This is a genomic window from Amycolatopsis sp. NPDC051061 (assembly GCF_040682935.1).
Taxonomy (GTDB): domain Bacteria; phylum Actinomycetota; class Actinomycetes; order Mycobacteriales; family Pseudonocardiaceae; genus Amycolatopsis.
On record NZ_JBFBBZ010000030.1, the window covers coordinates 1 to 12,866 of the forward strand.

Consider the following 12,866-nt stretch of genomic DNA (forward strand, 5'->3'; position numbering starts at 1 on the left):
ACGTTGATCTTGGTCGACGATGTTCTAGCGGAAGCTCCGTTGCCTTATGTCATGGGGGTTGACGCCACACCCACCGCCCTAACTACCCGGCCTTGCATGAAAGAGTCGTTCATGTCGTCTGGCGAGGTGAACGAGTCTTTCATGTCATCGGCTCGCAGGGCTTTCCGCGCCGGAGCCGTCGCGGCGACAGTCAGCGGGATACCGTCGACCGCCCACGCCTTGCTCACCGGCCACGATCTCCTCGCCGCGACCCGAGCGGCCGGCACCCTGCTCCCCGGCCGACGCGACCGGCCCGGCGTCGCCGCCGGGCTGATCGCGCATGCAGTCGTCTCGGCCGCCTGGACCGGGGTCCTCGCCGCGACCGCCCGCCGCCACCGCCTCGGACTGCTCCGGGGCGCGGCGGCCGGGCTGGTGATCGCGGCGCTGGACCTGGGCGTAGCCGGCCGGGCTTACCCGGCCGTGCGGGCGCTTCCCCGCGCCCCGCAGGTCCTGGACCACCTGGTGTTCGGCGCCGTCACCGGCGCGCTCCTGGACCGTCCACACCGGACGGATCAGGGGACGACCTGGACGACGTCACCCGGGTGCAGCGAGTTGTAGAACGTCACCGCGGCCGCGTGCGAAAGGTGCACGCACCCGTGCGACTTCGCCTTCAAGCTGCCCTGGTGGAACGCCACGCCGGTGGTCGTGAAGAACACCGAGTACGGCATCGGCCCGTTGTACTGCTTGCTGTAGTGGTCGATGTCCTTGTACTGCACGTGGAACGTCCCGACCGGCGTCGGGTACTTCGCGAGCCCGACGGTGATCGGGACGCCGCCGTAGGTGACGTTCCCGGCGCCGTCCGTCAGCCACGCCGTATTCGAACTGCGCTGGACGCAGGCCTTCGCTTCGGCACTGCACGGCGTCGACGCCGCTTCGGCCGTACCCGCGAACGCCACGGTCCCCGCCATCGCGGCGACCCCGCCCAGTAGTGCGATCATCCTCCGGTTCATCGTGTGCCTCCCGTTGTCGTTCGGCTACAGGAGGTAGGGTGCCCAGTTCCGCGATCTTCGAACCCGCGATCACTCCTGCGGCTGCGACAGCTGGAGGAACTCGTCCTGCTCGCGGTCGTAGCGCTGGGTCAGACCATTGCCGTAGCGGTCCCACCAGTTCGCCGTGTGGCCGCCCTGGCGGGTGGTCGTGTCCCCGTAGATCTGGCGGTCGTACTCGATGCGCGCGTCGTGGAACTCCTGCTGGAACTGCTCCGGCGTGAGGCCCTGCGCATGCTGGATCGCCGTGTCGCTGATCGTGCCCGAACTCCGGACGATGTCGTCGCCCCCCATGTGGTTGAGGATCGCGCGCACACCGCCGGCGCCGCGCATGTGCGCGCCGGACATGACCGCGGCCTGCGTGCCGGGATCGGTGAAGTTGAGCGCGCCCGCGGTGCGCGCGTTCGCGGTCATCAGGTCCGAGACGACGGCGCGTTCTTCCGCGCTGCCGATGCCGTACTGCTCGCGCGCGGCGATGATCCGGTCGTAGCCGTTGTGCATGTTCTGCCGGAAGCCGTACGCCTCCGGCACGCCGCCTTGCTCCCCCGTCGCGCCTTCGGAGCGCATGATCGAGTCGACGACCCGCGCGTCGAGCTGCGGTGGCGCCGCCGCGGCCGCCGCTCCCCCGCCGCCCTGGGCGGCGTTCTGGCCACCGCCGTAGGCCTGAGCGACGTCGGAGTCGGCCGCGTTGTAGCCGTTCGCGGCCGTCTGGACGTTCCGGTTGACGTTCGTGATCAGGCTCAGGAACTTCTGGAGCGCGCTGCCCAGCGAAGAGTGCAACGCCGAGTTCGCGGCGGCGACCCCGCTGCCGATGCCGGCGAACGACATCGCGTCCAGCACCAGGCCTTCCAGATCGCGGGTGGTCGACAGGAAGGACGACCCGACTTCTTCGACCGCCTTGGCGACCGTCCCCATTTCGGTGGTTTCGGCGCGGTAGGCTCCGGCACTCATGGTCTGCTCCCTCCGGACACCGTCTGTGCGCATCGAGAATTCCCCACCGGACCGCGCGCCCCCACGGCCGAATTACCCACTGGCCGAGCCTCACCTGTCGTTCATCTTCAGTTCATCCCGGGTTCTTCTGGCGCGGTATTAGACCTCCATGACCACCCAGACGCTCGACACCATCGCCTCCGCTCAGCTCGACCTCCAGCTGCACGTGGTCGAGGACCGGCTGCGCCAGGACTACACGGACCTGGACCGCACCTCCGCCCACGCCCTCGTCGAACGGGAGCGGACCCGGTTCGCCGCCGCGCGGATCCACGCGTTCGTCCCGATCCTGGTCGAACGGGCCGTCCGCGAGTCCCTCGCCGAACCGCCGGGCCGCCACCGGCGCTAAGGTCGGGAGATGGACAAACCCCAGGACGAGCCGGACGTCGTGGACGCCGAGATAGTCGACGAGACGCCGACCGCCGCGCCGGCGATCCCTTCGCCGCCGCTGCCGGACGCCGACTACAGCGAGGGTGGGGTGCCCAGCTTCGACTTCGTCCGCGACAAGGTCGAGAACCGCTACACGACGTCGCTGGGAGCCCAGGACGTCGCGGGGCTGGGTACGGAGAACACCACCGAAGCCCTCGACAAGAAGATCGCCGACCGCGACCAGGCCGCCAAGGACCGGCTGGCCGAGATCCGCCGCTCGATGCGCGGCGAGTAGCTCAGCCGAAGATCGCGACCGGATCGCCGGTGTACCAAGCGTTTTCGATCCGCACCCGGCGCATGACCCAGCGGTCGCCGTCGCGGACGAGCGTCACGTCGTAGCGGTTCTTCAGCAGCGCGTGCTTGGCGTGGTCGTCGCTCAGCAGGTGCTGGGCCTCGACCAGGGCCGTCAGCCGCGCGGTGTCGCCGTCCACCGCGACGCGCGGGTTGGTCACCTGGTGCGTCGTGTCGACGCGGCCCTCGAACAGCGCGAGGATCGTGTCGACGATCGCGTCCCGGCCCGCCATCAGCGGCGGCTTCGCGCCCCAGCGCGCGGCCGCCGGCCGGAAGTCCAGCTCCGCGTCGGCGGCGAACGACGACGCGAACAGGTCCCGGTCCTTGAGGTCCTGGCCGAGCCCGAAGCGGTACAGGGCGTCGACGATCTCGAGGTGGTCGTGGTGGTTCATGCTTCCAGCGTCGCCATGCCTGCGATGCCGATCAACGCGCTTCTGTGCCACGATCGTGAAGCAGGGGTTAACGATGGAGGAGCGACATGGCGGAGACCCGTGAGGTCGAGTCGTTCCTGACGCTGGCCGACGAGCTGCACTTCGGCCGCACCGCGGAACGGCTGCGCGTGTCGACCGCCCAGGTCAGCCAGACGATCCGGAAGCTGGAACGGCGGATCGGCGCGCCCCTGTTCACCCGCACCAGCCGCCGCGTCGAGCTGACGGCGATCGGGCGGCAGCTCCTCGCCGACCTCGGACCGGCCTGGTCGGCGGTCGAAGCGGCCCTGGCCCGGGCGGTCGAGGCGGGCCGCGGGGTGACCGGCACGCTGCGCGTCGCGTTCGGCGACGCCGCGGGTGGCCAGCTGCTGGCCGGGGTGGCCGAGCTGTTCCGGCGGCGGGCGCCCGGCTGCGAGGTCGAGTTCCGCGAGGTGCGCCCGGCCGAGGTCCTGCCGTGGCTGCGCGAGGGCGAGGTGGACGTCGTGCTCGCCGGGCTCCCGCTCGACGCCCCCGGCCTGGTCACCGGCCCGGTGCTGGTGCGGGAGACGCGCTTCCTCGCCGTCGCGGCGGGTCATCCGTTCGCCGGGCGGGACGCCGTGCCGGTCGCGGACCTGGCGCGGGTCACGGTGCTGCGCTGCGCGCTGCCGGACCCGTGGCTGGACGACCACGCGCCCGGCGCGGTGCTCCGGCCGCGCGCCGGGCTGCAGGAGCTGCTCACGCTGGCCGGCGCGGGCGAAGGCGTGCTGCCGGTCGGCGCCCACATCCGGCGCTACTACCCGCGGCCCGACGTCGCGTACGTCCCGCTCGACGGCGCGCCCCGGCTCGAGTGGGGTCTCGTCTGGCCGGACGGCTCCGCGACGGCCCGGGTGCGCGCGTTCGCGGAGGCCGCGGCGGACCTGGTGCGCGAACCGGCCTGACGGCAGTGCCCAGCCTGACCCCACGCGTACTCGGCCGGACGACACGGCGGAAGCTCTCCCTCGCACCGAGTCGTCCGGATGGGCACGCGTGTCGTCCACCTGGGCACGCGAGTCGTCCGGTGCGCCAGCCGGTCAGCCCGGCAGCCACCGCATCTCCACCGGCTGGCAGGCGGCGATCGCCGTGAGCCGGTTCGGGAACACCCGCACCCGGTCGGCCAGCCCCGCCATCCGCACCACCCGGTCGGCCACGCTCCCTGGGTTGACGATCAAGCAGCCGGCCGTGCCGCGGTCGCGGCAGCACTCGATCGCCGCGAACAGGCCCCGGACCCCCTGCGCCGACAGGAACTCCAGCGCCATCAGGTCGAGCACCAGCAGATGCGGTTCCGGCAGCTCGCAGATGGCGGCTTCGATCAGCGTCGTCCACCGCAACACGGTGCCGATGTCCAGCTCGCCGCGGACCTCGACGACCAGCGCGCCGCCGCTGGTCCTCTCCACGACGGCCTGGTGCCGGTCGCGCATGGCGCGCCTCCCCCGGGACCGGATCGGGGTGGCCCCGGCCCATCGTCTCACCCCGGCCCGGTCACGGCCACTACCGGAAAACGAAACCGAGACGCCGCCCCGGCAGACGGCCCAACCGGCGCGGCCGTCCGGCTCAACGTCCACTGTGGACGCTCAACCGCGCCGGCCAGCCCGGCGGCGTCGAGAGGCCCGAATACATCAGCGGTAGTGGTCGGGGTTGTCGAGGGCGAACGCACGTGGTTGTCCCCAGCCGTCGCGCAGATCGCGCACCGGGTCGCCGGACGGCTTCGCGGACCATTTGCCGGCGAGGTACTTCGCGAACCCGCGACGCTACCAGCCGATATCATCGATACCAAGCAGAAGGTAGCGTCGGTTCGCTGCCGGCACCCTCACCCCGGAGCGGAAGGAATTGCTCGTCACCCGCACCACCGACCTGCACGCCGAGATCTCCGGGCCGGGTGACGTCAGGCTTCCGTAATCCCCTCGTGGAATCATCTCCTGACCACCGAAGTTGTACAGGTGGCAGCACCACACGAGGAGAAGGAGTGACGCCGTGACCACGTCAACCGAAAGGGCCGTCCTGGCCGGCGGCTGCTTCTGGGGGATGCAGGAGCTGTTCCGCCGTCAGCCCGGGGTGATCTCGACCCGGGTCGGTTACAGCGGCGGCGACGTCCCGAACGCCACCTACCGCAACCACGGCACCCACGCCGAGGCCATCGAGGTGATCTACGACCCGGCGCGGACCACGTTCCGCGACCTGCTCGAGTTCTTCTTCCAGGTGCACGACCCGACGACGGAGAACCGCCAGGGCAACGACATCGGCCTGAGCTACCGGTCGGCGATCTACTTCGAGAACGACGAGCAGAAGAGCGTCGCCGAAGACACCATCGCCGACGTCGACGCGTCCGGGTTGTGGCCGGGCAAGGTCGTCACCGAAGTCAGCCCGGTGGGCGATTTCTGGGAGGCCGAGCCGGAGCACCAGGACTACCTGCAGCGCATTCCGAACGGGTACACGTGCCACTTCGTGCGCCCGGGCTGGAAGCTCCCGAAGCGCGAGAAGACCGCCTGACACAGTCGTATCACCTAAGGCCCCTTCGCCGATCCCCGGCGAAGGGGCCTTCGTCGTTTCGGACGCGGGAAAGATCACCCGAACGGCGGTGATCCGCTTCCTGTCCTGAGTGGACGGTCAGGTGACCGATCCCAATAGCGGGAAATGTCCTTTTTGGGAGTTATTGCGTCCGGTAGATAAGACCGTACGTTAGTCGCTTGTTCACGAGCCTCCGGCACCGGATTCTGATTTCCGTTCCACAGCACCACCTCTCGTCCCCCTTGATCCGGCCCGGTCTCGAACCCGGGTCTGGTTCACCCTGCCCGGAGGAGATCCCTCGATGGAACTGAGACGGCCAGTCGTCTTGGCAGCAACCGGCGTGCTCGTCGGCGCGCTCTGCATCACCGGTACCGCACAGGCGCAACCCACCCCGAACGCCGCCCCGAGCGCCCTGGCCCAGGCCACGACCGCGGCCGCCGGTCTCGTGGCGAGCAGGCCCGCCGCGCTGCACGCCAGCGCGGACGACGTTTTCCAGGCCCAGAAAGCGATTTCCTCGACCAACGGCCTCCAGTACATCCCCTACGAGCGCAGCTACAAGGGCCTGCCCGTGGTCGGCGGCGACTTCGTCGTCGCGACCAACTCGACGGGCCAGGTGCTCGGCACCTCCGTCGCACAGGACCAGACCATCAACCTCGCCTCGACCACCGCGAAGGTGACCGGGGCCGCGGCGGAGGCGACCGCGCGGCAGCAGCTGTCCGCCGTGGACAGCGTGAGCCCCGCCCAGCAGGTCGTCTACGCGCTCGGCACGCCGACGCTGGCCTGGAAGAGCACCGTCGCCGGCCGGGACGCCGAAGGCCCGAGCCGCCTCGACGTCATCGTCGACGCCGCCACCGGCAAGGTGCTCAAGACCCAAGAGCACGTCATGAACGGCGACGGCACCAGCGCGTACAACCGCCCGAACCCGGTGCACCTCGACACCACCCACTCGGGCAGCACGTACACGCTGAAGGACCCGGCCATCACCAACACGTCCTGCCAGGACGCGGCCAGCAACACGACCTTCAGCGGGCCGGACGACGCCTGGGGCAACGGCAACGCGACCAGCCGCGAGACCGGCTGCGTCGACTCGCTCTTCGCCGCCCAGACCGAGAACAAGATGCTCTCGCAGTGGCTGGGGCGCAACGGCTTCGACGGCAACGGCGGCGGCTGGCCGATCCGCGTCGGCCTGAACGACGAGAACGCCTACTACGACGGCACCCAGGTCCAGATCGGCCACAACACGCAGAACCAGTGGATCGGTTCGATCGACGTCGTCGCGCACGAACACGGCCACGGCATCGACGACCACACCCCGGGCGGTATCTCGGGTTCGGGCACACAGGAGTTCGTCGCGGACGTCTTCGGCGCCTCCACCGAGTGGTTCGCGAACGAGCCCTCGGGCGGCGACGTGCCGGACTTCCTCGTCGGCGAGTCGGTGAACCTGGTCGGCTCCGGCCCGATCCGCAACATGTACAACCCGTCGGCGCTGGGCGACAAGAACTGCTACGACAGCTCGGTCCCCAACGGTGAGGTGCACGCGGCCGCCGGCCCCGGCAACCACTGGTTCTACCTGCTGGCCGAAGGCACCAACCCGACCAACGGGCAGCCGACCAGCACCACGTGCAACAGCTCGTCGGTCACCGGCATCGGTGTCCAGAACGCGGTGAAGATCTTCTACAACGCGATGCTGCTCAAGACCTCCGGCAGCTCGTACCTGAAGTACCGCACCTGGACGCTGACCGCGGCGAAGAACCTCTTCCCGGGCTCCTGCACCGAGTTCAACACCGTCAAGGCGGCGTGGGACGCGATCTCCGTGCCGGCGCAGTCGGCCGACCCGACCTGCTCGGCGACCGGCACCGTCACGGTTTCGAACCCGGGCAACCAGTCAACCGTCACCGGCACCGCGGTGAACCTGCCGCTGTCGGCCTCGGGCGGCACCTCGCCGTACTCCTGGACCGCCACCGGTCTGCCGGCCGGCCTGTCCATCAACGCCTCCACCGGCACGATCTCGGGCACCGCGACCACCGCGGGCACCTCGAGCGTCACGGTGACGGCCAAGGACGCGGCCAACAAGACCGGCACGGCGTCGTTCAGCTGGACCGTCGGCACCACCACCGGCTGCTCCGGCCAGAAGATCGTCAACGGCGGCTACGAGTCGGGCTCCGCGAACTGGACCGGCACGACCGGGGCCATCGGCCAGTGGGCGTCCTCGGGTCAGGCCGCGCACGGCGGCACCTACTCCGCCTACCTCGACGGCTACGGCTCCACCCACACGGAGTCCGTCGCGCAGTCGGTGAGCATCCCGGCCGGCTGCCACGCCAGCCTGACGTTCTACCTGCACATCGACACGGCGGAGACGACTTCGACGACCGCCTACGACAAGCTGACCGTCACCAACGGCAGCGCCACCCTCGGCAGCTACTCCAACCTGAACAAGGCTTCCGGGTACGCCCTCCGGACGATCGACGTCTCGTCGGCCGCCGGCGGCACCCTGGCGCTGAAGTTCACCGGCACCGAGGACAGCTCGCTGCAGACGTCGTTCGTGATCGACGACGTCGCGGTGACGCTGAGCTGAAACCGCTGAATCCGCACTGAAAAGGCGGGGAGACCGGAAATTCCCGGTCTCCCCGCCTTTTCGCTTTCCGCCGCTCGCGGGAGCAGAATCGGCCCATGGACACCGACGAGCTGCGTGCGACCCAGACCCCGTTGAAGGAGCAGTACCGGGAGCGGCCCGAAAGCGCGGTCGTCACGCTGCACGCCGACGCCGAGCTGGACGGCCTCGGGATCTCGTGCAAGGTCGAAACGGGACGCGCGATCGTCGAGGCGGGGCTGCATCCCGCGACCGGCGGCGACGGCACCCTCGCCTGCTCGGGCGACATGCTGCTCGAAGCGCTCGTCGCGTGCGCCGGTGTGACGCTGCGGGCGGTGGCGACGTCGCTGGGCCTCGAGGTGCGCGGCGGCCGCGTCCGCGCCGAGGGCGAACTGGACTTCCGCGGCACCCTCGCCGTCGCGAAGGACGCGCCGGTGGGCTTCCGCTCGATCCGGCTGTCGTTCGCGCTGGACACCGACGCTTCCGAAGAGCAGCTGGCCACGCTCGAGAAGCTGACCGAGCGCTACTGCGTCGTGTTCCAGACGCTGCGCACGCCGCCGGAGCTCGCCGTCACGCTTTCGGCGAACTGAGCACACCTCCGGGAGAAACCCGGAGGACAAAGCGGACGCCCGTGGCCTAGCTTGGCGGGGTCACCGAGAGGGGAACCGCCATGCCGGAACCGGACAGCGCCGTCCAAGTGCGCGGGCTCGTCAAGACCTACGGATCGACCCGCGCGCTCGACGGCGTCGACCTCGACATCCCGGCCGGGCGCGTGCTCGGCCTGCTCGGCCCGAACGGCGCCGGGAAGACGACGATGGTCCGCGTGCTGACGACGCTGCTGCGACCGGACTCCGGCGAGGCGCACGTGGCCGGGTACGACGTCCTGGCCCAGCCCGACGAGGTGCGGCAGCGGATCGGGCTGTCCGGCCAGTACGCGGCCGTCGACGAGAACCTCACCGGGTTCGAGAACCTCTACATGGTCGGGCGGCTCTACGGCAGGCGGAAGTCCGCCGCCCGCTCGCGCGCCCGGGAGCTGCTGGCGCGGTTCGCGCTCGAGGAGGCCGCCGACCGGCCGGCGAAAGGGTATTCGGGCGGTATGCGCCGGCGTCTCGACCTGGCCGGCGCGCTGGTCGCGGAGCCGACCGTCGTGGTCCTCGACGAGCCGACCACCGGCCTGGACCCGGGCGGGCGCCTCGACACGTGGGGCGTCATCAAGGAGCTGGTCGCGGACGGCACGACCGTGCTGCTGACCACCCAGTACCTCGAAGAGGCCGACCAGCTCGCCGACTCGATCGTGGTGATCGACCACGGCCGGGTGATCGCGCGCGGCACGGCCGACGAGCTCAAGGCCCAGATCGGCGGCGAACGGCTGGAGCTGGTCGTCGCCTCGGTCGCGGACCTGCCGGCCACCCTGGAGGTGCTGCGCGAGGTGGGGACCGGCGAGCCGTCCGGCGACGACCACACGCGGCGGGCGGAGATCTTCGTCGACACCGGGCCGAAGGCGCTCATCGAGGCCCTGCGCCGGCTCGACGGCCAGGGCATCGCCGTCCAGGACGTCGCCCTGCACCGGCCGACGCTCGACGACGTGTTCCTGTCCCTGACCGGCCACGGCGCCGAGTCCGTCTCGGAGGGGGCTGCGAAGTGAACGCGATCGCGAAGGGCATTTCGGACGGCGGCATCATCACGTGGCGCAACCTGATGAACGTCCGCCGCAACCCCGACTGGCTGATGGCCGCGACGCTGCAGCCGATCATGTTCGTGCTGCTGTTCGCCTACGTCTTCGGCAACGCGATCGGCGGCGAGTCGGGCGGCGCGGCCTACCGCGAGTTCCTCATCGCGGGGATCTTCGCCCAGACGGTGGCGTTCAACTCGGCGTTCACGGTGATCGGCTTCGCCAACGACCTGCAGAAGGGCATCATCGACCGGTTCCGGTCGCTGCCGATGTCCCGCATCGCGGTGGTCCTCGGCCGGACGACGTCCGACCTGGTGGTCAGCGTCGTGGCGCTGATCGTGATGTCGGCGTGCGGGCTGCTCGTCGGCTGGCGGATCCGCGGCAGCTTCTGGGACGCGCTGCTGGGGTATCTGGTGATGCTGATGTTCGCGTGGGCGTTGTCCTGGGTGGGCGCGCTGATCGGCCTGGCGGCGCGCAGCGTCGAGGTGGCGCAGAGCCTCGGGCTGGTCTGGATGTTCCCGCTGAGCTTCATCTCCTCGGCGTTCGTCCCGACGCAGACCCTGCCGGCGTTCCTGAAGGCGATCGCGGACTGGAACCCGTTCACGGCGGTGATCAACGCTACGCGGGATTTGTTCGGTAACCGGTTCGGGCCGGCGCCTTCGGGGTGGCCGGCCGAGAACGCGGCGCTGTACGCGATCTTGTGCTGCGTGGGGATCATCCTGGTGTTCGCGCCCTTGGCGACGGCGAAGTACCGGCGGGTGGCGAGCAAGTAGGACCGTCCCGAGTGGACATGTCATGAACGACTCTTTCATGACGTCAGACGACATGAAAGAGTCGTTCATGACGTTCCGGCGCCGTCAGTCCTCTTCGGACAGCTCCACGATCGGGATCACCCGCCGAGCTTCCCGAGCCTTCGCCTGGTGATCCGCCAAGAACGGGTACAGCTTCTCCAGCTCCACCCACGTCCGCACGTAGTCCGCCCCCAGCAGCGGCAGCGCCTCCCCGTCGAACGTCGCGCCGTCCACCTCCACCTTCACCCGGGAATCCGCGATCAGGTTCAGGTACCAGTCCGGGTGCCGCGGCGCCCCGATGTTCGACGCCACCACCAGCAGCCGGTCGCCGTCGCGGTGGTACATCATCGGGACCGTGCGCGGCTCCCCGGAAAGCCGCCCGGTCGTCGTCAGCAGCACCAGCCGCTCGCGGTGCATGCCCTCGACCTCGCCGCCCGCCCGGAACTGCTCGATCACCCGGCGGTTCGTCTCCCGCACGTCGACCGTGTCCACGGTCACTGGTCGTAGTAGCGCGTCGGCGGTGGATCCTGCTGTGACCACTGGCGCGTCGGCGGCGCGGGCTTCTGCTGGCTGCGGCGCCGGTGCAGCGTCCGGGCGCTCGCCGCCATGCTGTTGACCACCGCGGCGATCACGAGCCCGATGACGAGGTTGATCGCGGCGGTGGCGATCTTCGCGCTCGGCGCGACGCTCAGCGTCAGCGGCAGGACCACCGCGATCAACGTCACCAGCACCATGATCCAGCCGAAGAACTGCGACGGCGCGGGCGTGGCGACGCTGAGCAGGTGCATCAGCCCGGTGGCGAGCAGGGCCACCGCGGCGGCGACCAGCGCGTACGTCGTGGTGCTCGCGTTGCCCCAGACGCCTTCGCCTTTTGGGGCCAGCACTTCGACCTCGAAGACGCCGCGCGCGATCAGCAACCCGACCACCGCGAGCAGGGCCGCGATCACCGCTGTCGCCACCCCGCCCGCCCACAACCTGCGCGCGTCGATCCCCGGGCGGACGTCCTGGGGCTGGTTCCCGTAGTAGTCGGCCATCAGAGCCTTCCTAGGTCGGCGGCGCCTCTCCCCCCGATTGTCCCCTCTTTCGGCCGCATCCGCGATTTGCGCTGGAGTGCGCTCCAGCTCGTACGGTCGAGCACATGAGCACCGCACAGCACAAGATCGGATCGGGCTTCGGCGCCACCACGACCGCCGCCGAAGCCGTCGCGGAGGTCGACCTCACCGGCAAGCTCGCCGTCGTCACCGGCGGGTACTCCGGGATCGGCCTCGAAACCACCCGCGCGCTCACCGGCGCCGGCGCGCACGTCGTCGTCCCGGCACGCCGCCGCGCGACCGCCGAGGAAGCCCTCGAAGGCGTCGAGAACGTCGAGGTCGACGAGCTGGACCTGGGTGATCTCGACAGCGTTCGCGCCTTCGCGGAGCGTTTCCTGGCCTCCGGACGCCGGATCGACCTCCTCATCACCAACGCGGGCGTGATGGCCTGCCCGGAAACGCGCGTCGGCCCGGGCTGGGAAGCCCAGTTCGCCACCAACCACCTCGGTCACTTCGCGCTGGTCAACCGGTTGTGGCCGGCCGTCGCCGACGGCGCCCGCGTCGTCTCGCTGTCCTCGCGCGGCCACCACAACTCGGCCATGCGCTGGGACGACGTCCAGTTCGAGCACGGCTACGACAAGTGGGCGGCCTACGGGCAGGCCAAGACGGCCAACGTGCTCTTCACCGTCCGGCTCGACGAGCTGGGCGCTTCCCGGGGTGTCCACGCGTTCGCGCTGCACCCGGGCGGCATCATGACGCCCCTGCAGCGCCACCTGCCGAAGGAAGAAATGATCGAACGCGGCTGGATCGACGAGGCCGGGAACTTCCTGATGCAGTTCAAGACCCCGGAGCAGGGCGCGGCGACCACGGTCTGGGCCGCGACGTCGCCGCAGCTGGCCGGGCTCGGCGGGCTGTACCTCGAAGATTGCGACGTCGCCGAACTGTCCCCTCCGGACGCCGAAGGCATGGCCGCTTCGGGTGTTCGCCGGTACGCCGTGGACCGCGAAGAGGCGCGTCGCCTGTGGACGTTGTCGGCGGAATTGACCGGCGTGGACGCTTTCGCGTGATCTTCTGACGTTTGCCGGACACGGGTTCGGGG

At 70.1% G+C, this 12,866-nt stretch carries 16 protein-coding genes; 10 read left to right on the top strand and 6 right to left on the bottom strand.

Features of this window, described 5'->3' with window-relative positions; all coding sequences use genetic code 11:
• Window positions 1-141 precede the first annotated feature (141 nt).
• Complete coding sequence (locus AB0N03_RS33470; RefSeq protein ID WP_364380094.1) at window positions 142-597, top strand: hypothetical protein; 456 nt, start codon at window positions 142-144, stop codon at window positions 595-597.
• Here the strand turns inward: AB0N03_RS33470 and AB0N03_RS33475 are convergent.
• Both AB0N03_RS33475 and AB0N03_RS33480 read right to left on the bottom strand, forming a co-directional pair.
• Window positions 552-989, bottom strand: coding sequence for a L,D-transpeptidase (locus AB0N03_RS33475; RefSeq protein ID WP_364380097.1), 438 nt, complete (start codon window positions 987-989; stop codon window positions 552-554). The genes AB0N03_RS33470 and AB0N03_RS33475 overlap by 46 nt on opposite strands.
• Window positions 990-1,058: 69 nt before the next feature.
• Complete coding sequence (locus AB0N03_RS33480) at window positions 1,059-1,976, bottom strand: hypothetical protein (RefSeq protein WP_364380100.1); 918 nt, start codon at window positions 1,974-1,976, stop codon at window positions 1,059-1,061.
• A gap of 148 nt (window positions 1,977-2,124) precedes the next feature.
• Between AB0N03_RS33480 and AB0N03_RS33485 the strand changes: the two genes are divergently transcribed.
• Entirely contained in the window at window positions 2,125-2,361 is a 237-nt protein-coding gene (locus tag AB0N03_RS33485; RefSeq protein ID WP_364380103.1) for a three-helix bundle dimerization domain-containing protein, read from the top strand.
• Window positions 2,362-2,370: 9 nt separating this feature from the next.
• A complete protein-coding gene (locus AB0N03_RS33490; RefSeq protein ID WP_364380106.1) occupies window positions 2,371-2,676 on the top strand; it encodes a hypothetical protein in 306 nt (101 codons plus the stop codon).
• Window position 2,677: 1 nt separating this feature from the next.
• Here AB0N03_RS33490 and AB0N03_RS33495 read toward each other — a convergent pair whose 3' ends face one another.
• The gene (locus AB0N03_RS33495; protein WP_364380109.1) at window positions 2,678-3,124 is read right to left on the bottom strand and encodes a nuclear transport factor 2 family protein; all 447 of its coding nucleotides are present in this window, start codon (window positions 3,122-3,124) and stop codon (window positions 2,678-2,680) included.
• An 86-nt stretch (window positions 3,125-3,210) separates the two neighbouring features.
• On the opposite strand from AB0N03_RS33495, the gene AB0N03_RS33500 reads away from it, so the two are divergent.
• Window positions 3,211-4,077: a LysR family transcriptional regulator gene (locus AB0N03_RS33500; RefSeq protein WP_364380112.1), complete on the top strand. Its 867-nt coding sequence runs from the start codon at window positions 3,211-3,213 to the stop codon at window positions 4,075-4,077.
• 132 nt (window positions 4,078-4,209) lie between these two features.
• Here AB0N03_RS33500 and AB0N03_RS33505 read toward each other — a convergent pair whose 3' ends face one another.
• Window positions 4,210-4,596: an STAS domain-containing protein gene (locus AB0N03_RS33505; protein ID WP_364380115.1), complete on the bottom strand. Its 387-nt coding sequence runs from the start codon at window positions 4,594-4,596 to the stop codon at window positions 4,210-4,212.
• 553 nt (window positions 4,597-5,149) lie between these two features.
• On the opposite strand from AB0N03_RS33505, the gene msrA reads away from it, so the two are divergent.
• The 5 genes from msrA (at window position 5,150) to AB0N03_RS33530 (ending at window position 10,718) form a co-directional block, all read left to right on the top strand.
• Window positions 5,150-5,665, top strand: coding sequence for a peptide-methionine (S)-S-oxide reductase MsrA (gene msrA, locus AB0N03_RS33510; protein ID WP_364380118.1), 516 nt, complete (start codon window positions 5,150-5,152; stop codon window positions 5,663-5,665).
• Between the two features lie 319 nt (window positions 5,666-5,984).
• Window positions 5,985-8,258: a M4 family metallopeptidase gene (locus AB0N03_RS33515; protein ID WP_364380121.1), complete on the top strand. Its 2,274-nt coding sequence runs from the start codon at window positions 5,985-5,987 to the stop codon at window positions 8,256-8,258.
• A 95-nt stretch (window positions 8,259-8,353) separates the two neighbouring features.
• A complete protein-coding gene (locus AB0N03_RS33520) occupies window positions 8,354-8,863 on the top strand; it encodes an OsmC family protein (protein ID WP_364380124.1) in 510 nt (169 codons plus the stop codon).
• A gap of 80 nt (window positions 8,864-8,943) precedes the next feature.
• Window positions 8,944-9,918, top strand: coding sequence for an ATP-binding cassette domain-containing protein (locus AB0N03_RS33525; RefSeq protein WP_364380127.1), 975 nt, complete (start codon window positions 8,944-8,946; stop codon window positions 9,916-9,918).
• A complete protein-coding gene (locus AB0N03_RS33530; RefSeq protein ID WP_364380130.1) occupies window positions 9,915-10,718 on the top strand; it encodes an ABC transporter permease in 804 nt (267 codons plus the stop codon). Before AB0N03_RS33525 ends, AB0N03_RS33530 begins: the two co-directional genes overlap by 4 nt.
• 84 nt (window positions 10,719-10,802) lie before the next feature.
• On the opposite strand, the gene AB0N03_RS33535 is transcribed toward AB0N03_RS33530, so the two are convergent.
• Window positions 10,803-11,234, bottom strand: a complete 432-nt coding sequence (locus AB0N03_RS33535; protein WP_364380133.1) for a nitroreductase/quinone reductase family protein — start codon at window positions 11,232-11,234, stop codon at window positions 10,803-10,805.
• On the bottom strand, window positions 11,231-11,770 hold the full coding sequence (locus AB0N03_RS33540) for a DUF6069 family protein (RefSeq protein ID WP_364380136.1): 540 nt from the start codon (window positions 11,768-11,770) through the stop codon (window positions 11,231-11,233). The genes AB0N03_RS33535 and AB0N03_RS33540 overlap by 4 nt, the downstream gene beginning before the upstream one ends.
• 104 nt (window positions 11,771-11,874) lie before the next feature.
• On the opposite strand from AB0N03_RS33540, the gene AB0N03_RS33545 reads away from it, so the two are divergent.
• The gene (locus AB0N03_RS33545) at window positions 11,875-12,834 is read left to right on the top strand and encodes an SDR family NAD(P)-dependent oxidoreductase (protein ID WP_364380139.1); all 960 of its coding nucleotides are present in this window, start codon (window positions 11,875-11,877) and stop codon (window positions 12,832-12,834) included.
• The last annotated feature ends 32 nt before the right edge of the window (window positions 12,835-12,866 follow it).

Excerpts from the sequence above, each read along its gene's own strand:
- AB0N03_RS33470 (WP_364380094.1), top strand. The coding sequence starts at position 142 with ATGTCATCGGCTCGCAGGGCTTTCCGCGCCGGAGCCGTCGCGGCGACA.
- AB0N03_RS33475 (WP_364380097.1), bottom strand. The coding sequence starts at position 989 with ATGAACCGGAGGATGATCGCACTACTGGGCGGGGTCGCCGCGATGGCG.
- AB0N03_RS33480 (WP_364380100.1), bottom strand. The coding sequence starts at position 1,976 with ATGAGTGCCGGAGCCTACCGCGCCGAAACCACCGAAATGGGGACGGTC.
- AB0N03_RS33485 (WP_364380103.1), top strand. The coding sequence starts at position 2,125 with ATGACCACCCAGACGCTCGACACCATCGCCTCCGCTCAGCTCGACCTC.
- AB0N03_RS33490 (WP_364380106.1), top strand. The coding sequence starts at position 2,371 with ATGGACAAACCCCAGGACGAGCCGGACGTCGTGGACGCCGAGATAGTC.
- AB0N03_RS33495 (WP_364380109.1), bottom strand. The coding sequence starts at position 3,124 with ATGAACCACCACGACCACCTCGAGATCGTCGACGCCCTGTACCGCTTC.
- AB0N03_RS33500 (WP_364380112.1), top strand. The coding sequence starts at position 3,211 with ATGGCGGAGACCCGTGAGGTCGAGTCGTTCCTGACGCTGGCCGACGAG.
- AB0N03_RS33505 (WP_364380115.1), bottom strand. The coding sequence starts at position 4,596 with ATGCGCGACCGGCACCAGGCCGTCGTGGAGAGGACCAGCGGCGGCGCG.
- AB0N03_RS33515 (WP_364380121.1), top strand. The coding sequence starts at position 5,985 with ATGGAACTGAGACGGCCAGTCGTCTTGGCAGCAACCGGCGTGCTCGTC.
- AB0N03_RS33520 (WP_364380124.1), top strand. The coding sequence starts at position 8,354 with ATGGACACCGACGAGCTGCGTGCGACCCAGACCCCGTTGAAGGAGCAG.
- AB0N03_RS33525 (WP_364380127.1), top strand. The coding sequence starts at position 8,944 with ATGCCGGAACCGGACAGCGCCGTCCAAGTGCGCGGGCTCGTCAAGACC.
- AB0N03_RS33540 (WP_364380136.1), bottom strand. The coding sequence starts at position 11,770 with ATGGCCGACTACTACGGGAACCAGCCCCAGGACGTCCGCCCGGGGATC.
- AB0N03_RS33545 (WP_364380139.1), top strand. The coding sequence starts at position 11,875 with ATGAGCACCGCACAGCACAAGATCGGATCGGGCTTCGGCGCCACCACG.